The following is a 19324-nucleotide window of genomic DNA, read 5'->3' as shown; positions in this document are numbered from 1 at the left end:
ACGAAGATCGGACCGAAGTCCGGCCGTGATGATCGGCCGGAATCCGATCGCGGCGGCGGATCAGACCGAAACCAGGTCGCAGACGAAGATCAGCGTCTCGCCGGGGGCGATACGGCCGCCGGCGCCGCGGTCGCCGTACGCGAGGTGCGCCGGGATGGTCAGCTGGCGACGGCCGCCGACCTTCATGCCCTGCACGCCCTGGTCCCAGCCGCTGATGACCTGGCCGACGCCGAGCTGGAACTCGAGCGGGGTGCCGCGGTTCCAGGAGGCGTCGAACTCCTCGCCGGTGGAGAAGGCCACGCCCACGTAGTGGACCTTGACGAAGTCGCCGGCCTTGGCGACCGGACCGTCGCCCTCCCAGATGTCCTTGATCTCGAGGTCCGCCGGGGGCTCGCCGCCCGGGAAGTCGATCTCGGGCTTCTCGATGCTCACTTCATTACTCCTTGTTGCACGGCCATCGTCCCGGACAGTCTCACAGACTCTGTGGTCAGACCGTTCCGAGGATATCGACCACGAAGACGAGAGTGTTCTTGGCCAGCTCGCTGCTGGGATTGGCGCCGTAGCCGAGGGACGGCGGGATCACCAGAAGGACGCGGTCGCCCACGTTCTTGCCGACGAGGCCCTTGTCCCAGCCGGCCACCACGGAGCCGGTGCCGATCTGGAAGGCGGTGGCGCCACCGTGGTCCCAGGAGGAGTCGAACTGCTTGCCGTCCTCCCACTTCACCCCGGTGTACTGGGCGATGAGGCCCTGGCCGGCCTCCACCTTCTTGCCGGTACCCTTGATCAGCACCTGCTGCTTGAGGTCCTTGGGCGCCTTGGTGTCCTTGGGGATGGTGATGGTCGCCGCCTTCGGCGCGGGGGCCGACACCGTGGGCATGCCGGGGTCGGGTGCCGCCTGCGTCCCCTTGACATAGGCCTTGGCGTCGACGGCGGCGGAGCCGACCGCGTCGACCACCCAGATGAGCACATCCTTGGCGGTGATGCCGGAGGAGGTGTTCAGTCCCGCGCCGATCAGGTCGCCCGCGGTGCCCTGCACCAGGATCCGGCTGCCCGTCTTCTGCCCCTTCACGGCGTCCAGCACCTTGGCGGGCAGCTGCTGGCTCTGCTTGCCGATCTGGTCGACGGACTGCTGCCGTGGCGTACTGGAGCCGGCGGTCGCCGAGGCCCAGGTGCCACCCAGCGCCTGACTGCTCCCCCACTTCTCGACGGTCCAGTCCAGCCGGACGTAGTCGGAGGCCTTGATCACGGCTCCGCTGCCCGTCGAGACCGTTTTGACCACGGTCTTGTCGGACGGCTTCCCGCTCTTGGGCACGGAGATCTCGGGCTTGGCCCCGAACTTCCCCTTGACCGTAGCGACGCCCGCCGCCGCCTCACTGTCACTCTTGTCGTCCGATCCGCACGCGGCGGTGAACAACAGGGCGGGAACGGCCAGGAGCACCACGGCACGTCGTTTCACGTTGTAGTTCATCAGTCCAACTGGGAGTCGGGGGTGGGGGGCAATGGCCGCCACTCTACGACCTACGTGCGCCCCGTACGGTCTGACGCGAGACACGCCGTCGCCCGGACCGGTGACCGGTCCGGGCGACTGTCAGTCCCGAGCGACCCGCGGACGGTCTGTCAGGAGGCCGTCTTCGCGGACAGCGGGCGGAGCTTGCGAAGGAACTCCGCCCGGTTCATCCGGTCGGCGGGCCCCCCGTCGTACGCACCGCGCGCGTAGGTGGCGTCGACGACCGTGTCGCCGGCTTCCCGGTAGAGGAAGTTGGGCGTGATGGCCGGGCCGCTCTCCGAGTCCACGGCCGAGTACTCGCTGCCGAAGACGACCAGCGAAGTGCCCTTCGCGAACGTCTTCTTGGCCGGGGCCTCCTCGATCGCGTACCGGACCCCGTCGGCGGTGCCGCCCATGGACCGTACGACGACCTCGGCGCCCTTCTTCAGCGCGCCCTTGTGGACCGTGTCGACCCTGACGACGACGGGCGTGTACACGACCTCGAACTTCGTTCCGTCGTCGAGCACGTCCGTGGCGTGCACATCGGGACGCCGGTCCACGACCGTGCCCTCGAAGACGTTCTCGTTCATCGGGAACGCGATCGCGGCCGCGGGGCTGCTGTCGACGGCGTACGGGTGTCCCTCGATGACGCGCACGGCCTTGGTGCCGGACTTCTTCGCCGTGCCCTCGTGCTCCCCGCCGGTGGACCCTGCGCACGCCGAGGCGCCGAGGGCGAGCAGGGCGAGAGCGGCCGAGGCACGCACCAGGGCGCGCGACCGCACTGTGCGAACTGCACTCATTTCTGCTTCCCCCGTCAGTAGATGGCCCGGACGCCGGCTATGTCGTCGCTGTTCAGAGCGCGCCGGGTCCCGGTGTTGATGGTCGTCATGACCGACCCCTTCTCGGCGGCCGTATACGCCGACCCGTCCGTGCAGGGGCCGGGCCACGGGTGGGCGAGGCCGGTGAAGTGACCGACCTCGTGCACGACGACCGTCTGTACGTCGGCCTTCCTCTGGCTGATGTTCTGGCTGGCGTTCACCCAGGTGAAGCGGTTGGACAGGTACAGCGTTCCGCCGTTGTGCGTGCTTCCCGACACCTGGGTTGCGGCGTACCCCGGCGCGTTGCCCATGAGGCTGGTGTAGCTGTACGAGGCGCGGAAGGCGTAGATCAGCCAGCCGGCGGTGTAGACGGGCGAGTTGTAGCGCAGCGCGGAGCCGGTGCGGTTCCACTGCTTCAGGCCGCCGTTGAGGCCGTTCCGCAGCCCGCTGGGGAACGTGGTGTTGACGCCGATGGTCTTTGCACTGGAGGTGCTGTTCCACTTCGTCATGCCGCTACGGCAGTACGCCGAGGCAGGCGAGGCGGTCACTCCCACCAGGGCGGTCGCGATCACGGTTCCCGCTGTGGCGAGAACGAGCGCCGCGCGTCCGTGTGTCTTGACAGAGCGCAAAATGAGCCCCCGGTATGTGTTGTTGCTGCGAGCGCGGAAGTCCCCCGGCCAGGGGACTCCGCAGCGATATCGGCAATTTGGTCATGGTCATGCCGAAGGCTCGAAGCTAGCAGCAGACAAAGAAGACGGACCGGGGATTTCCCGCCAGGACGGCACTCCGGGCATGAGTCCGACCGACCTGGATCTCGGCGCGTCGCGCACGATTGTTCGATCTCACGTGATAAAGGGACAACCAGGAACGGCGACCATTTCATGGTGATTTGCCATGACGGACAGCCCTGAACACCGACAGGAAGGGATGATTCCGCCCAGACCGTCCCACGCGGGGAATCGTGACATCTCTCTCACAGTCACGTACACACCGTGGACAACAACCGGCGCCGCACCACCAAAAACGCCCGATGCCCGGAGGTGGTCACACCTCCGGGCATCGGGCATCCAGAACCGATCGGCACGCGAGCGGGCCGGAGCCTGCTCACATTCCGGCGATCAACTTCTCCACCCGGTCGTCCACGGAACGGAACGGGTCCTTGCACAACACGGTGCGCTGCGCCTGGTCGTTCAGCTTCAGATGGACCCAGTCGACGGTGAAGTCGCGGCGCTGTTCCTGTGCGCGCCGGATGAAGTCGCCGCGCAGCCGCGCCCGAGTGGTCTGGGGCGGCACGGACTTGCCCTCGAAGATCTTCAGGTCGTTGCAGATCCTGGCGGCCTGCCCCTTCCTCTCCAGCAGGTAGTACAGGCCGCGGCGACGGTGGATGTCGTGGTAGGCGAGGTCTATCTGCGCGACCCGCGGGTGCGACATCGTCATGTTGTGCTTGGCGCGGTACCGCTCGATGAGCTTGTACTTCATGACCCAGTCGATCTCGGTGCCGATCCGGTCGAGGTCCTCGGCCTCGATCGCGTCGAGCGTGCGGCCCCACAGTTCGAGGACCTGCTCGACGGTGCCGGTGCGGATGCCGCGGCGCTCGCAGAAGTCCACGGCCTTCTCGAAGTACTCGCGCTGCACTTCGAGGGCAGAGGCCTCGCGGCCGCTGGCCAGGCGCACCTTGCGCCGGCCCGTGATGTCGTGACTGACCTCGCGGATCGCCCGGATCGGGTTCTCCAGGGTGAGGTCGCGCATGACCGTGCCCGCCTCGATCATGCGCAGTACGAGGTCGGTGGCGCCGACCTTGAGGAGCATGGTCGTCTCGGACATGTTCGAGTCGCCGACGATGACATGCAGCCGGCGGTAGCGCTCGGCGTCGGCGTGCGGCTCGTCCCGCGTGTTGATGATGGGCCGGGATCGGGTCGTCGCGGAGCTGACGCCCTCCCAGATGTGCTCGGCGCGCTGGCTGACGCAGTACACGGCGCCGCGCGGGGTCTGCAGCACCTTGCCGGCACCGCACAGGAGCTGCCTGGTGACGAGGAACGGAATGAGGATGTCCGCGAGTCGGGAGAACTCCCCGTGCCGGGCCACCAGATAGTTCTCATGGCACCCGTAGGAGTTGCCCGCCGAGTCGGTGTTGTTCTTGAACAGGTAGACGTCGCCCGCGATTCCTTCCTCGTGCAGGCGTCGTTCGGCGTCCACCAGGAGTCCTTCGAGAATGCGCTCGCCGGCCTTGTCGTGGGTGACGAGTTCCGTCACGTTGTCACATTCGGGTGTCGCGTATTCCGGATGTGATCCCACGTCGAGATAGAGGCGGGCACCGTTCCGCAGAAAGACATTGCTGCTGCGGCCCCATGACACGACACGGCGGAAGAGGTACCGCGCCACCTCGTCGGGAGACAGGCGGCGCTGTCCCCTGAACGTACACGTGACGCCGTACTCGTTCTCCAGCCCGAAAATGCGGCGGTCCATGACTGAACATTACGCCCGATCCCCTGAGCTGAAACGGGGTTCGACGGCACGGTTTGGATCATTTTCCGATGAGACCGCAACGACCGCACCCTTCCCGGTAGCTGCGAGGACCCGCCCCGTGGCCAGCAGAACCACCAGTGCGGCGGCCCCGGCGGCGCCAGGTACGGCGAAGCCCCACACCGCTCCACCCCACTCGACTACGGGACCGGCGAGGCCGGTTCCGACGGAGGCACCCACTGTGAACGTCGTCACAAGCCAGGAGAAAGCCTCGGTGACGGTTCCGGTCGGCGCGTGCCGGTCGACGAGGACGAACGCGCAGGCGATGCAGGGCGCCAGGAAGACTCCGGCGAGCGTGGTGAGCCCCGTCATGGCGACCGGGCCGGGCACCAGCGTGAGCGGCACGTAACACACCGCCAGAAGCGCGACGAGCACCCGCAGTCGCCGCTCGGGCGTGCCGCCCCACTGCCGCATGCCGTACACGGCGCCACCGATGAGCGCGCCGAGGCCGATGCCCGCCATCAGCCAGCCGTACACCGCGTCCCCGCCGTGACCGTCGGCGTACGACACCGCGGCGACCGTGATGGAGCCCAGGGCCATCCCCACGAACAGGAACGCGCCGAGCAGGGCCAGCAGCCCGGCCGAGCGCAGCGCGCCCAGCCAGTGCGCCTCGCGCGGGGCCGAGCGCCACGCGCGCGAGGGCGGCGAGACGACCACGGAGAGGGCGCCCAGGACACCGATGACGTTCAGGACGAGCAGCGCGGCCTGCGCGGACCAGAGCGACACGCACAGCGTCACCAGCAGCGGTCCGACCGTGAACATGACTTCCTGTGCCACCGCGTCCATGGCGTACGCGGTGTGCACCTGCTCCTCCTTTCGGAGGACGGAGGGCCACAGCGCACGCAGGCCGCCCTCCAGAGGCGGGGTGAAGAGCCCGGCGACGGCCATCGACACATACGCCAGCGGGAGCGGGTCCGTGCCCACGAACGCGAAGCCGCTCATTCCGAGGGCCGAGACGAGCGCGGCCGGCAGTTGGACGCGCGGCTGCCCGTAGAGGTCCACGAGCCGCCCGAGCAGCGGCTGGCCCACGGCATTGGCCACCCCGTAGACGGCGGCCAGCGCGCCGGCCAGGCTGTACGTGCCGCCCTCCGCGCGGATGAAGAGCACGATGGCGATGGCGGCGGTGGCGTTGGGCAGCCGCCCTGTGAGCGTGCCGACGAGCAGCCGTGCGGCGTGCCTCGCCCTGAGGATCTCCAGGTATCCCGCAGCCATGTCCCGCCCTTCTCCCGGAAGCACCCCAGCCGACCCGGCAACTCAAGTTTTACGTATAACGCCCTAGGTCATACGTACCATGTGCGCTGTCCGCGAGTCCAGACGAGGGAGCAGGTCGACGGTGGCACGAGGTAGCACGCGCCCTACGAGCCGAGACGTCGCCCAGGCCGCCGGGGTGTCCCAGGCCGCCGTCTCGCTGGTGCTCGGCGAGAAGTGGCGCGGCCGGGTCTCCGAGGCCACGGCGCAGCGCGTCCGAGAGGCCGCCCAGGAGCTCGGCTACCGCCCGAACCTGGCCGCCCGCAATCTGCGTCTGGGCCGCACCCGTACGGTCCTCCTGGTGGTCCCGGCGCTCACCACGGAGTTCTTCGCGGGCGTCTACACGGGCGCGGCGCGCGTCGCCGCCGAGCACGGCTTCGGCGTCGTCCTGTACCCCTCCCCCGAGGGCATCGGCCCCGCCCGCAACCCGTTCGGCTCGGCGGCGGCCGCCCTCGACGGCGTGATCGCCTCCTCCATGGCCGCCGACGCCCTCACGGCGATCCGCGGCGACCAGCTCCCCCTGGTCATGCTCGACAGCGACCCGGAGGGCAGCCTGGGCGCGGCGACGGTCAATCTCGACATCAGGGACGGCGTACGACAGGTCGCCGAGCACCTCCTCGCCCTGGGGCACCGGCGCTTCCTGCATCTGGCGGCCGACATCGCCTCCTGGACCTTCGAGGTACGGGCCCGCGAACTCGCCACCCGCCTCTCCGCTGTACCCGGCACAGACCTGCGCACCACCCGCGCCCCCATCTCCATCGACGACGCCCTCGCCGCCGCGGCAGCCGCCCTGTCCGCCCCCGGCCCCCGGCCCACCGCCCTGGTCTGCGACGACGACAAGCTCGCGGCCGGCGCGTACAAGGCAGCCCGCCGCCTGGGCCTGCACATCCCCGACGACCTCTCCATCACCGGCCTGGACGATCTGGCACTGGCCCGGGCCATCGACCCCGAACTGACCACCGTCCGCCTCGACGCCGAGCTCTTCGGCGAACGCGGCATGCAAGCCCTCCTGGCCGTCCTGGACGCCCGCACACCTCCACAGGGCGACATCCCGGTCCAACTGGTCGTACGAGGCTCCACAGCACCACCACGCCCCCCTCAGCCCCACGACTAGCCACCGCCCCCACGCACTTGTCCCGGATGCCGGAGTGGCGGTCCGCACGAGCCGGATGGTGTCGTCCGGGGTGGATGGGGAACCCTCTCCGGTCTCGTCCTGATTGAGAGGAACGAGGTGGGGTGGATGGTGCCCGCGGGCGAGTGGCGGGGCCCCGGCCCCCACGCACCCGAGGTCGGCGACGTACGGAAGGGGCCGTGCCGGTACATCGAATGCCCGCATCCGGACGGATCCGAAAAAGACAGCACCCTTCGACCTCACAGCCGATCCGTCCGGATGCGGGCGGATGTACCGGCGCGGCCCCGACCCACCCACGCAGGCCCCACCCACCGACAGACAGCCGCACCCCCGCGCAGCCACCCTGAAACGCCACGCGCGCCCCCTCAGCCACCGGCAGCCGCACCCAGGCGCACCCGCCCCGCAGCCGCCCCGAAACGCCACGCAGCCGCCCCGAAACGCCACGCGCGCCCCGGCCGATACAGGGCCGGGGCGCGCGATGGGCAAGCAGAACGCCGAGGTCACTCCTCGTCGTCGGACTCCTCGGCCTCCGTGGCCGTTTCCGCGCCACCCGCCTCCAACAGGCGGTCCAGCTGACGCCCCACAATCCGCTTGAACTTCCGCTGCTGCGGCCGCGTCCGGTCCAGCACCGCAACCTCCAGGCGCTCCGCGGGAATCTCCCGCTCACCACCGTTCGGCTCCCGCGACAGCGACTGCACGGCCAGCTTCAGCGCCTCCGCCAGCGACATCCCGTCCTGGTGCCGCTGATCCAGATAGCTACTGATCTGCTCGGCATTGCCACCGACCGCGACCGAGCCGTGCTCGTCCACGATCGACCCGTCGTGCGGCAGCCGGTAGATCTGGTCACCCTCGGGGGTCTCCCCCACCTCGGCGACGACCAGCTCCACCTCGTACGGCTTCTCGGCCGCCGACGAGAAAATCGTGCCCAGAGTCTGGGCGTACACATTGGCGAGACCCCGAGCGGTCACGTCATCACGGTCATAGGTGTAACCACGGAGATCGGCGTAACGCACACCACCGATCCGCAGGTTCTCGTACTCGTTGTATTTTCCGGCGGCCGCAAAGCCGATCCGGTCATAGATCTCACTGAACTTGTGCAGCGCACGGGACGGGTTCTCGCCGACGAACACAATGCCGTCGGCATACTGCAGCACGACCAGGCTGCGGCCGCGGGCGATGCCTTTGCGGGCGTACTCGGCCCGGTCGGCCATGGCCTGCTGGGGTGAGACATAGAACGGCGTCGACACCGGTTATCCGTCCCTTTCTGTCGAAGTCACTGGATCACCTTGGTAAAGAGCCGGACTCAGAGCAGCGCGGCCCGCGGACCGTCGGGCTGCTCAAGGCGCCGCTCCAGGATCAAGCGGGCGATCTCGGAGGACTCCTCGTCGGTGAGACGACGGAATCCCTCTTCGGTGATCACGGTGACGATGGGGTAGATCCGGCGGGCGACATCGGGGCCACCGGTCGCCGAGTCGTCGTCGGCCGCGTCGTACAGGGCCTGGACGACGAGGGTCGTGGCCTGCTGTTCGGTCAGGTCATTGCTGTAGAGCTTCTTCATCGCGCCGCGCGCGAAGAGCGAGCCGGAGCCCGTGGCCGCGTAGCCGGGCTCCTCGGAGCGGCCGCCGGTGACGTCGTAGGAGAAGATGCGGCCCTTGCCACGGTCCACGTCGAACCCGGCGAAGAGCGGGACCACGGCGAGGCCCTGCATGGCCATGCCGAGGTTGGAACGGATCATCGTGGAGAGGCGGTTCGCCTTGCCCTCCAGGGAGAGCGTGGCGCCCTCCACCTTCTCGAAGTGCTCCAGCTCCAGCTGGAAGAGTTTCACCATCTCGACGGCCAGTCCCGCCGTACCCGCGATGCCCACCGCCGAGTACTCGTCGGCCGGGAAGACCTTCTCGATGTCGCGTTGCGCGATGACATTCCCCATGGTGGCCCGCCGGTCGCCTGCGAGAACTACGCCACCGGGGAACGTGACGGCGACGATGGTCGTGCCGTGCGGGGCCTCGATCACGCCCTGGACGGGCGGCAGCTGCCGCTTGCCAGGGAGCATTTGCGGCTGGTGCTCGGACAGGAAGTCCATGAAGGACGACGACCCAGGCGTCAGGAAGGCAGCCGGTAGACGCCCGGTGCTAGGAGTGTTGGCTTCCACGAGGATCCTTCCAAGTAGGCGGCAGCCCGACGAACTGCGTCGGGATCATCTCCCAACTTGCCGATGGCCGAATTGCAGTTGAAGCACAGTACGCCACGGACCCTACCCGTCTCGTGACAGTGATCCACATGAACAGCCGGAGCTTTCAAACAGATCACACAGAGCCCCTTTTGAGAGGCGATCATCTCGTCACGCTCGGCCATGGTGATGCCGTACTTGCGCTTGAAGTAGCTCTGCCGATGTCGATCAGCCCTGCACACCTTGCAGTAGCTCGCGTAGCCGTCCGGCGTTGTCGCGTTGAGCTCCCACTCAGCGTGGGCCTTGATTTCCCCGCACTGAGGGCATCGCTTGTGCCCGCGAGGCACGGGCACTTTGACCCGAACCGTCCTGCCTTTGACCCCTTGGCGTTGCCGGTAGTACTCCGCAGAGCACTCCCGGCAATACGCCTGAAGCCCGTCCCGCATGGCCTTGTTCTCGGCGAAGGCCGCCCGCGGCAAATGCCGACCGCGCCGCGGGCAATCCTTCCCCTCGACCAATTCGGACATTCCAGCCTATTCTCCGCCTTTTTGAACAAATGACCTCACGAAATCCTCTGCATTCTCCTCGAGGACATCGTCGATCTCGTCCAGTACGGAGTCGACGTCGTCCGACAGCTTCTCCTGCCGCTCCTTGAGGTCCTCGGAGACCTGCGCGTCTTGCGCCGTCTCCTCGACCTCCTCGGTGGAACGCGTTGCCTTCTGCTGTCCGCCGCCGGTGTCCTTGGTCGCCATAACCCTCACCCCGCTCGGTTCGACGTTCTTGATCAGACCCTACAAGCAGGGTCCGACATCGGCCCCGCAGTTGCTACAACGTCCCGGGGCCACCTCGATGATTCCCGGACGTCGCCTTTTTCCACCCTGGCAGGCCTGTGCGCTCCTCGGGCCGCTCAGCCGCCCGACAGGACCCTGACCAGGTCCTCGGCCGTACGGCAGCGGTCGAGGAGCTCCTTGACGTGATTACGCGTTCCGCGAAGCGGCTCCAGGGTTGGGACGCGCTGGAGCGAGTCCCGGCCGGGCAGATCGAAGATCACCGAGTCCCAGGACGCCGCCGCGACGTCGTCCGCGTACTGCTCCAGGCAGCGCCCGCGGAAGTACGCGCGCGTGTCCTCCGGCGGCTTGGTGCGGGCTCGGTCGACGTCCGCCTCGTCCAGGAGGCGCTTCATCTTGCCGCGCGCCGCGAGACGGTTGTAGAGGCCCTTCTCGGCCCGTACGTCGGCGTACTGGAGGTCGACCAGGTGCAGCCGGGCGGCGTCCCAGTCGAGGCCGTCACGGCGCCGGTAGCCCTCCATGAGCTCCCGCTTGGCGACCCAGTCGAGCTCTCCGGAGAGACTCATCGGATCGTTCTCCAGGCGATTCAGAGTGTCCTCCCAGCGCAGCAGGACGTCCTTGGTCTGCTCGTCGGCGTCGGCCCCGAACCGCTCCTCCACGTACTTGCGCGAGAGCTCGAAGTACTCCATCTGCAGTTGTACGGCCGTCAGGGTACGCCCGCTACGGAGTGTGACGAGCCGCTTTAGCGTGGGGTCGTGAGAGACCTGGTGCAGGGTGCGTACGGGCTGGTCGACGGCCAGGTCGACGGCGATGAAGCCGTCCTCGATCATGGACAGGACCAGCGCCGTGGTGCCCAGCTTCAGATAGGTCGAGATCTCGGAGAGGTTCGCGTCGCCGATGATCACGTGCAGCCGGCGGTACTTCTCGGCGTCCGCGTGCGGCTCGTCACGCGTGTTGATGATCGGGCGCTTCAGGGTGGTCTCCAGGCCCACCTCGACCTCGAAGTAGTCGGCTCGCTGGCTGAGCTGGAACCCGTGCTCGTGCCCGTCCTGGCCGATACCGACGCGGCCCGCTCCGGTGACGACCTGGCGTGAGACGAAGAACGGCGTGAGGTGCCGCACGATGTCCGAGAAGGGGGTCTCCCGCTTCATCAGGTAGTTCTCGTGCGTGCCGTACGAGGCGCCCTTGTTGTCGGTGTTGTTCTTGTAGAGGTGGATCGGCTGGGCGCCGGGGAGCTGGGCCGCGCGCTCCGCGGCCTCCGCCATGATGCGCTCGCCGGCCTTGTCCCACAGGACGGCGTCCCACGGGTTGGTGACCTCCGGGGCGCTGTACTCCGGGTGTGCGTGGTCGACGTACAGTCGCGCGCCATTGGTGAGGATGACATTGGCGAGGCCGATGTCCTCGTCGGTGAGCTGGCTGGCGTCGGCGGCCTCCCGGGCGAGGTCGAAGCCTCGCGCGTCCCGCAGCGGGTTCTCCTCCTCGAAGTCCCAGCGGGCGCGGCGCGCCCGGTGCATCGCCGCCGCGTACGCGTTGACGATCTGGGACGAGGTGAGCATGGCATTGGCGTTGGGGTGACCGGGGACGGAGATCCCGTACTCCGTCTCGATGCCCATTACTCGCCGTACGGTCATGCGGCCCTCCTTGCCCGGCGGCGCCCTCGGTCGGGGACGCTGCTCAAGTACCGCTGGTGCTCCGGTGCGTGTGCGGTGCCCGTCCCCGCAACGCGCGACTCGGCGGTACGAAAGAGCCTAGAACGCCTCTGCGCTGGTGGGGAGATCATTTGCGTCATTGCTCTGCTCCAGCCGTGACCCGGAAAACAGTCGGCTGCGGGTACCCGGTGAGGGCACCCGCAGCCGCCCTGCCTTTTACAGGTACTGCCCGGTGTTCGCCACCGTGTCGATGGAGCGTCCGGTGTCCGCGCCCTGCTTTCCGGTCACCAGGGTACGGATGTACACGATCCGTTCGCCCTTCTTGCCGGAGATGCGAGCCCAGTCGTCCGGGTTGGTGGTGTTCGGCAGGTCCTCGTTCTCCTTGAACTCGTCCACGCAGGCCTGGAGGAGGTGGGAGACCCGAAGGCCCTTCTGGTTCTGTTCGAGGAAGGCCTTGATGGCCGCCTTCTTGGCGCGGCCCACGATGTTTTCGATCATGGCGCCGGAGTTGAAGTCCTTGAAGTACAGGACTTCCTTGTCGCCGTTGGCGTAGGTGACCTCGAGGAAGCGGTTCTCCTCGGACTCGGCGTACATCTGCTCCACGGCGGTCTGGATCATGCCGTGGACGGTGGCCGACCGGTCCCCGCCGTGCTCGCCGAGGTCGTCGGAGTGCAGCGGGAGGCGCTCGGTGAGGTACTTCTGGAAGATGTCCTTGGCCGCCTCGGCGTCCGGGCGCTCGATCTTGATCTTCACATCGAGGCGTCCGGGGCGCAGGATCGCGGGGTCGATCATGTCCTCACGGTTCGAGGCGCCGATCACGACCACGTTCTCCAGGCCCTCCACGCCGTCGATCTCGGCGAGCAGCTGGGGGACGATGGTGTTCTCCACGTCCGAGCTGACGCCCGATCCACGGGTGCGGAACAGGGACTCCATCTCGTCGAAGAAGACGATGACGGGAGTACCCTCGCTGGCCTTCTCACGCGCACGCTGGAAGACCAGGCGGATCTGCCGCTCGGTCTCGCCGACGTACTTGTTCAGGAGCTCGGGACCCTTGATGTTGAGGAAGAAGCTCTTGCCCGCGGCCTGTCCGGTCACCTCGGCGACCTTCTTGGCCAGCGAGTTGGCGACGGCCTTGGCAATGAGCGTCTTACCGCATCCGGGCGGCCCGTACAGCAGCACGCCCTTGGGCGGCCGCAGTTCGTGCTCCTTGAAGAGGTCGGGGTAGAGGTAAGGGAGCTCGACCGCGTCACGGATCATCTCGATCTGGTTTCCCAGGCCGCCGATCTGCTCGTAGCCGATGTCCGGGACCTCTTCGAGGACGAGCTCCTCGACCTCGCTCTTCGGGACAACTTCGTAGACATAGCCGGAACGGGGTTCGAGAAGCAGGGCGTCGCCGGGGCGGATGGTGACGTCCAGCAGCGGCTCGGCGAGCCGTACCACCCGTTCCTCGTCGGTGTGCCCCACCACGAGGGCGCGTTCGCCGTCCTCGAGGATCTCCTTGAGCGTGACGATGTCGCCGACGCTCTCGTACTCCATGGCCTCGACCACGTTGAGGGCTTCGTTGAGCATCACTTCCTGGCCGCGCCTGAGCTCTTCGAGCTCCACGCTGGGGCTGACGTTCACCCGGAGCTTGCGGCCCCCGGTGAAGATGTCCGCCGTGCCGTCCTCGTTCGCCATCAGGAAGACACCGAAGCCTGCCGGCGGCTGTGCGAGCCGGTCGACCTCTTCCTTGAGAGCCACGATCTGGTCGCGGGCCTCACGGAGCGTGTTGGCGAGCCGCTCGTTCTGTGCGGACACGCCGGCCAGGTTGGTCTGCAGCTCGACGATCCGCTCTTCGAGAATCCTCGTGTGACGCGGAGAGTCGGCGAGCTTGCGTCGCAGGACGGCGATCTCCTGCTCAAGGTAGGCAATCTGCCCGGCGGGGTCATCGGACCCTCGTCCCGGGCGGATGCCGCGGTTCATGTCGTCGTCGTGGGCTGCCACGGTCCTCACCTCCTCCAAGGGGAGCTGGACGCTTCCAGACCCTACCTGGGTGGGTCTCGATTGAAACCCCTAGATCACAAAGACTGTCAAGGTGTGTCGTCGGTCACCCTGCGCTCACCCTCACGCCGTGTGAATACCCACTCAACGTGATTCAGAAGCGGACTGTTCCTGGGCCGGGTTGGGCAAAAGCCGTCCCATCGGGCCCGAGTTGGCCGCCGCCGCGACTCGGAGCTCGCCGGGCGCCGCCCGGCACCCCTGACGCAGAGTGGCCGGACGGATGGAGTGCGTCACCGTCGATCCGGTTCGCGACGGCCGCTCTCGCCCCTCCGCGTCCTCGATGCGGTGCCGGGTCAGACGGTCGGCGGCACCCCGGGCCTGACCGATGGCCACCGGCAGCGCACTGGAAGCTGCGAGCACGAAGCTTCCCTGCCTGCGTGGGTATCGGTGGAAACCCCAAGATCACAAAGACTGTCACGGTGTGTCCGATCTTCGCCCTTGCGTTCTCCCTGGCGTCATAGGGATACCCGCCCAACGTGATGCAGTAGCGGGCGGTTGTATTGTCGGAGTGGTCAACACCCCTCGGGAGCAGGAGAAATCACCGTGCAGCAGCAGGCCACAGTCGACGGCGACGCGCTGGAGGTCTGGATCGACCAGGATCTCTGTACCGGCGACGGCATCTGCGCGCAGTACGCCCCCGAGGTCTTCGAGCTGGACATCGACGGCCTGGCCTATGTGAAGAGCCCGGGCGACGAGCTTCTGCAGGACAAGGGCGCGACGACGCCCGTGCCACTGACGCTGCTGACCGATGTCGTGGACTCCGCCAAGGAGTGTCCCGGCGACTGCATCCATGTGCGCCGGGTTTCGGACAAGGTCGAGGTGTACGGGCCCGACGCGGACTGACGTCTCAGACGTTCTGCGCCCCGGCGGGAGTGGAGCGGACGAACGCGCCGTTCTTCCACTGCCACTTCGCGCTCTCCTTCACGTCCGGGCAGCAACTCGGCACGTCGGCCCCCGAGTAGCCGAGCAGCGTCGCGAGCACCGCGCCGTCGCGCACGGCGAAGTCGGTGACGGTCTCACGGGCCTTCGGGGCGACCAGGGTGGCCACCACTCGGGGCTTCTCAGCGTCAGCGCCCTGGGTCACGACGTACACGCCGTCGGGCGGGGTGCCCATGCCCGCGTCGCAGTGCACCACCGCGACGGTCTCCGGTCGGCCGTCACCGTCGAGGTCGCCGGACGCCTTCTTCTGCACCACGGCCTTCACCGGGCCGCACTCGATCGGGAAGTCGACACCGGCTGGATCGGGAGCCGCAACGGCCGCCGCCGGCTTCGCCCCGGGGCCGGGCTGGGCCGCCCGCGCCGGGTCGGGCTGCAGGACGGAGGACAGCGCGACGACTCCGGCGATGGCGGTGGCCGTGGCGACCCACTGGATGGGGCTGGTGTGCGTGTGTGCCAGTTCCGGGACGGCGGATTGCTGCACTAGGAGTGTCTCCCGTGAGGGCTGTTGCCGGTGGGGGGTGTCCGCATAGTGCCACACGTCACAGTGCGGTGGAACGGCGGGGTCCGGACTTCTGGCTGCGCGTCAACAGAAAAGGGGTGTGGCCGAGTTCCCGTGCGATTTCGGGAACTCGGCCACATTTGTGATGCGTTGGGTACGTCGCGGACAGTTGAGCGACGGATGCGTCAGCGGGCGGTGCCGCCGTCGGCGTTGGGTCCGGCGTAGTCCTCGCCGTACGCGCCCTTGGCGGGGCGGCGGCGGCGCATGGGCGGCTCGACGCCGTCCGCGAGGCGGCGGGCAGTGAGCAGGAAGCCGGTGTGGCCGATCATCCGGTGGTCCGGCCGGACGGCCAGGCCCTCGATGTGCCAGTTGCGGATCATCGACTCCCAGGCGGTCGGCTCGTTGAAGCAGCCGATCTCGCGGATGGACTCGACCGTCCGCGCGAGCTGGGTGGTGGTCGCGACGTAGCAGCACAGGATGCCGCCCGGGACGAGCGCCTTGGAGACGGCCTCCAGACACTCCCACGGGGCGAGCATGTCGAGGATGACGCGGTCGACGTCGGTGTCGCTCAGGTTGTCCTGCAGGTCACCGACGGTGAGCTGCCAGGCGGGGTGCGGGCCGCCGAAGTAGCGCTCCACGTTCTGCCGGGCGATCTCGGCGAAGTCCTCGCGGCGCTCGTAGGAGTGCAGCATGCCCTGGTCGCCGATGGCCCTCAGCAGGAAGCTGCTGAGCGAGCCGGAGCCGACGCCCGCTTCCACGACGCGTGCGCCGGGGAAGATGTCCGCGAAGGCCAGGATCTGCCCCGCGTCCTTGGGGTAGACCACAGCGGCGCCGCGGGGCATGGACAGGACGTAGTCGGGGAGCAGGGGGCGCAGCGCGAGATAGGCGACGTTCCCCGTGGTGCGGACAACGCTGCCCTCGGGAGCGCCGATCAGCTCGTCGTGCGGGAAGGAACCCTTGTGGGTGTGGAAGTTCTTCCCTGCTTCGAGCGTGAACGTGTAGTGGCGGCCCTTGGGGTCGGTCAGCTGAACCTGGTCCCCGACCTTGAAGGGCCCGCGCCTGCGGGCGGCACCGGTCGGTTCGGACATGTGACCAGCCTACCGGCAGCTGAAGGGGCCGCCGACCACTAGGAGGGGCGGGCCATCGCCTTCACGAAGGCGCGCTCCACGTCGGCCGCGGACAGGACTCCGTAGATCTCGCCTGAGTCCTCCACCACCAGGTACTCGGTGGCCGGGGTCGCGCGCAGGGTGTCCAGGAGGTCCTCGCCCGCGAGCTCGGCGGAGATGCGCATGCCGTCGGTGAGGTCCTGGGCGAGGCCGCTGACCGCGACCCAGGGGCGGCGGTGCTCCGGTACACCGACGATGGCGGCCTCCCGGACGAGGGAGAGCGGTTCGCCGTCGGCGTCGACCACGACCAGGGCGCGGGCGCCGACATCGTTGGCGCGGCGCAGGGCCTCCGAGAGCGGGGTGTTCGTCTCGACCGGGACCGCGCGCCGGGTGAGCGAGCGGGCGCGCAGCTCCGGCAGGTGTTCGCGCAGCCGGGCCATCCGGAGGCTGTTGCCGGCGCCGGTCCAGATGATCGCGGCGAGGATGGCGGCCAGCAGGGCGTCCGTGACGGTGTCCATGCCGCCGATGTTGTCCGAGGTGTCGCCGAGCGCTCCGGACTGGGTGAGCAGGGGCAGCCCGATCAGTACGGAGACGGCGAGGGCGCGGCCGACCCAGGCGGCGGCGATCGTCCCGCTCATCGGCCTGTCGGTGATCTTCCAGACGACGGCGCGGAGCATGCGGCCGCCGTCGAGGGGCAGTCCGGGCAGCAGGTTGAAGGCGGCCACGATGAGGTTGGAGATCATCAGGCCGGCCAGCAGGACGCCGGGCACGGTGCCCGGTTCGACGGTCTGCATGGCGAGATAGAACAGGCCGGACAGGACGAGCGAGAGCAGCGGGCCGACGAAGGCCAGCACGAACTCCCGGCCCGGGGTCTCGGCCTCCTTCTCGATCTCCGAGACCCCGCCGAAGAACTGCAGCTGGATCCGGCGCACCGGCAGCTTGAAGCGCAGGGCGGCGACGGTGTGGGCCAGCTCGTGGACGAGTACGGAGGCGTAGAAGGCCACCGCGAAGAAGAGGGAGACCAGATAACGCGCGGCGCCGAGTTCCGGCAGCACACGGTCCAGCTGCCCGCCGAACACCCAGGTGATCAGCGCGGCCACGAGGAACCAGCTGGGCGCGACATACACGGGTACGCCGAAGGGCCGCCCCATGAGCAGCCCGCCGCCGGGCTCCCTGCCGCGCCGCGGCGGCCGTCCCTTGGTGCCGGACTGGGCCAGGGTCCGCGTGGACTCGGGTCCCGGTGGCTGGGGGGCGGCCTGGGCGAGGGTTTCCTCGGCGGCGCCGGTGTCGAAGGGAGAGTCGTCCGGGCGAGCCGGGTGCGCCTCGGGCTCGCTCGAGACACCGGAGACGGGCTCGTCCGAAGCACCGGAGACAGGCTCGTCCGAGACACCAGAGACGGGCTCGTCCGAAGCACCGGAGACAGGCTCGTCCGAAGCACCAGAGACAGGCTCGTCCGAGACACCAGAGACAGGCTCGTCTGAGGCGCCGATGGCGGGCTCGTCCTCTCCCCCGGGCCGGGCCTCGTCCGAGGCGTCGGCATCGGCGTCGGCGTCGGACCGGGGCTCGGGATCGCCGGTGGGCGCAGGCCCGGTGGGGCGATCGTGTCGGGCCGGTCCGGGGCGCGCGCTGTCCGCGGCCGAGCCCGTGGAGCCCTGGGGCCCCTCGTGGCGGTCGGTCGCTTCATCGGTACCGGACCGCGGCTGCCCGCTCCCGCCGCTCTCGTCCACGATGTCCCCTCGTTCGAAGCGTCTCCCACCCCGATCATGCGGAGCAGGAGGGTCTGTGGTCGATGGTATGCGGCCGTCGCGACGCGTTCCGCCCCGGCACCCCCTCCGTTTTCCCCGCCGTCGCCCGGACCGAGGATGGGTCACTGTCAGTGGCGGGCCGTAAGGTCTGTCGTCATGGAGACCAGCACCGAGGGTGTCGCGGGGACGGGCAGCGACGACAGCGCCGGGGCGGCCGCACCGGCTGAGCGGACAGAAACCGTGGCGACGGAGCCGACAGGGGCCGTCGCGTCCGAGCCGGCCGACGCTGCCGAGGCCATAGCGGCCGCACCGGCCCCCGCACCCGCCGTGCCGCCGGCGTCCCTGTCCCCCTCGCGTGCCAGTGACTTCATGCAGTGCCCCTTGCTCTACCGGTTCCGGGTGATCGACAAACTGCCGGAGAAGCCGAGCGAGGCGGCCACGCGCGGCACGCTGGTGCACGCGGTCCTCGAGCGTCTCTTCGACGCACCGGCGACGGAGCGGACGGCGCCGCGCGCCAAGTCGTTGATCCCCGGGCAGTGGGACCGGCTGCGGGAGACGAAGCCGGAGGTCGTGGAGCTGTTCGCCGACGACCCGGAGGGCGAGCGGCTGGCGCGCTGGCTGACCGAGGCCGAGCAGTTGGTGGAGCGCTGGTTCACGCTGGAGGACCCGACCCGGCTCGAACCGGCCGAGCGGGAGCTGTTCGTCGAGGCGCAGCTCGACTCCGGGCTCAAGCTGCGCGGCATCATCGACCGGGTCGACGTGGCGCCGACGGGCGAGGTGCGGATCGTCGACTACAAGACGGGCAAGGCGCCACGGCCCGAGTACGCCGAAGGCGCCCTGTTCCAGATGAAGTTCTACGCCCTCGTGGTGTGGCGGCTGAAGCGGGTGGTCCCGCGCCGGCTCCAGCTCGTCTATCTCGGCAGCGGTGACGTGCTGACGTACGACCCGGTGATCGCGGACCTGGAGCGGGTCGAGCGCAAGCTGCTTGCCCTGTGGGACGCAATCCGGCAGGCCACCGAGACCGGTGACTGGCGGCCCCGGCCCACCAAGCTGTGCGGCTGGTGCGACCACCAAGCGGTATGTCCTGAATTCGGCGGTACTCCCCCGCCGTATCCGCTCCCGGTCAGGGCGCCGGAGTCCGGCGGAACGCAGCAGGGCAGAATGGGGCCGGACTAGCGAAGGAG

The 19324-nt window shown here is 68.7% G+C and carries 18 protein-coding genes; 3 read left to right on the top strand and 15 right to left on the bottom strand.

Annotated features, from left to right (window positions below; translation table 11 throughout):
• Positions 1–60: 60 nt before the first annotated feature.
• The 6 genes from IEY95_RS22310 to IEY95_RS22285 form a co-directional block, all read right to left on the bottom strand.
• Positions 61–432, bottom strand: a complete 372-nt coding sequence (locus IEY95_RS22310) for an FKBP-type peptidyl-prolyl cis-trans isomerase (RefSeq protein ID WP_189187869.1) — start codon at positions 430–432, stop codon at positions 61–63.
• A gap of 55 nt (positions 433–487) precedes the next feature.
• Positions 488–1468, bottom strand: a complete 981-nt coding sequence (locus IEY95_RS22305) for an FKBP-type peptidyl-prolyl cis-trans isomerase (protein ID WP_189187868.1) — start codon at positions 1466–1468, stop codon at positions 488–490.
• A 149-nt stretch (positions 1469–1617) separates the two neighbouring features.
• Entirely contained in the window at positions 1618–2286 is a 669-nt protein-coding gene (locus IEY95_RS22300; protein WP_189187867.1) for a hypothetical protein, read from the bottom strand.
• Between the two features lie 14 nt (positions 2287–2300).
• On the bottom strand, positions 2301–2876 hold the full coding sequence (locus IEY95_RS22295) for a matrixin family metalloprotease (protein ID WP_189187866.1): 576 nt from the start codon (positions 2874–2876) through the stop codon (positions 2301–2303).
• 532 nt (positions 2877–3408) lie between these two features.
• A complete protein-coding gene (pafA, locus tag IEY95_RS22290) occupies positions 3409–4770 on the bottom strand; it encodes a Pup--protein ligase (RefSeq protein WP_055517796.1) in 1362 nt (453 codons plus the stop codon).
• 9 nt (positions 4771–4779) lie between these two features.
• Complete coding sequence (locus IEY95_RS22285; RefSeq protein ID WP_189187865.1) at positions 4780–6039, bottom strand: MFS transporter; 1260 nt, start codon at positions 6037–6039, stop codon at positions 4780–4782.
• A 121-nt stretch (positions 6040–6160) separates the two neighbouring features.
• On the opposite strand from IEY95_RS22285, the gene IEY95_RS22280 reads away from it, so the two are divergent.
• Positions 6161–7189: a LacI family DNA-binding transcriptional regulator gene (locus tag IEY95_RS22280; protein ID WP_189187864.1), complete on the top strand. Its 1029-nt coding sequence runs from the start codon at positions 6161–6163 to the stop codon at positions 7187–7189.
• A 518-nt stretch (positions 7190–7707) separates the two neighbouring features.
• Here IEY95_RS22280 and prcA read toward each other — a convergent pair.
• The 6 genes from prcA to arc all read right to left on the bottom strand — a co-directional run bounded on the left by prcA (position 7708) and on the right by arc (position 13794).
• Positions 7708–8454 carry a proteasome subunit alpha gene (gene prcA / locus IEY95_RS22275; RefSeq protein ID WP_189187863.1) on the bottom strand — a complete coding sequence of 249 codons (747 nt, stop codon included), beginning with the start codon at positions 8452–8454 and terminating at the stop codon, positions 7708–7710.
• 56 nt (positions 8455–8510) lie between these two features.
• A complete protein-coding gene (prcB, locus tag IEY95_RS22270) occupies positions 8511–9356 on the bottom strand; it encodes a proteasome subunit beta (RefSeq protein ID WP_189187862.1) in 846 nt (281 codons plus the stop codon).
• Complete coding sequence (locus tag IEY95_RS22265; RefSeq protein ID WP_189187861.1) at positions 9308–9901, bottom strand: endonuclease VII domain-containing protein; 594 nt, start codon at positions 9899–9901, stop codon at positions 9308–9310. Before IEY95_RS22265 ends, prcB begins: the two co-directional genes overlap by 49 nt.
• Before the next feature lie 6 nt (positions 9902–9907).
• Positions 9908–10126 (bottom strand): ubiquitin-like protein Pup, encoded by a 219-nt coding sequence (locus IEY95_RS22260; RefSeq protein ID WP_189187860.1) that lies wholly within the window; start codon positions 10124–10126, stop codon positions 9908–9910.
• Positions 10127–10281: 155 nt separating this feature from the next.
• A complete protein-coding gene (gene dop / locus IEY95_RS22255; RefSeq protein ID WP_373294511.1) occupies positions 10282–11793 on the bottom strand; it encodes a depupylase/deamidase Dop in 1512 nt (503 codons plus the stop codon).
• Positions 11794–12027: 234 nt separating this feature from the next.
• Entirely contained in the window at positions 12028–13794 is a 1767-nt protein-coding gene (gene arc, locus IEY95_RS22250) for a proteasome ATPase (protein WP_189187859.1), read from the bottom strand.
• A gap of 594 nt (positions 13795–14388) precedes the next feature.
• Here arc and IEY95_RS22245 point away from each other — a divergent pair.
• Positions 14389–14694 carry a ferredoxin gene (locus IEY95_RS22245; RefSeq protein ID WP_189188137.1) on the top strand — a complete coding sequence of 102 codons (306 nt, stop codon included), beginning with the start codon at positions 14389–14391 and terminating at the stop codon, positions 14692–14694.
• Between the two features lie 4 nt (positions 14695–14698).
• Here IEY95_RS22245 and IEY95_RS22240 read toward each other — a convergent pair whose 3' ends face one another.
• The 3 genes from IEY95_RS22240 to IEY95_RS22230 form a co-directional block, all read right to left on the bottom strand.
• Positions 14699–15271: a hypothetical protein gene (locus IEY95_RS22240; RefSeq protein WP_189187858.1), complete on the bottom strand. Its 573-nt coding sequence runs from the start codon at positions 15269–15271 to the stop codon at positions 14699–14701.
• 203 nt (positions 15272–15474) lie between these two features.
• Positions 15475–16377 (bottom strand): tRNA (adenine-N1)-methyltransferase, encoded by a 903-nt coding sequence (locus tag IEY95_RS22235; RefSeq protein WP_189187857.1) that lies wholly within the window; start codon positions 16375–16377, stop codon positions 15475–15477.
• 38 nt (positions 16378–16415) lie between these two features.
• A complete protein-coding gene (locus IEY95_RS22230; RefSeq protein WP_189187856.1) occupies positions 16416–18122 on the bottom strand; it encodes a site-2 protease family protein in 1707 nt (568 codons plus the stop codon).
• A gap of 174 nt (positions 18123–18296) precedes the next feature.
• On the opposite strand from IEY95_RS22230, the gene IEY95_RS22225 reads away from it, so the two are divergent.
• Positions 18297–19316 (top strand): RecB family exonuclease, encoded by a 1020-nt coding sequence (locus tag IEY95_RS22225; RefSeq protein ID WP_189187855.1) that lies wholly within the window; start codon positions 18297–18299, stop codon positions 19314–19316.
• Positions 19317–19324 lie beyond the last annotated feature (8 nt).

The organism is Streptomyces albiflavescens (assembly GCF_014645835.1).
Classification (GTDB): domain Bacteria; phylum Actinomycetota; class Actinomycetes; order Streptomycetales; family Streptomycetaceae; genus Streptomyces; species Streptomyces albiflavescens.
The sequence above is the reverse complement of the archived record's forward strand: the minus strand, read 5'-3'. Positions and strand labels throughout refer to the sequence as shown.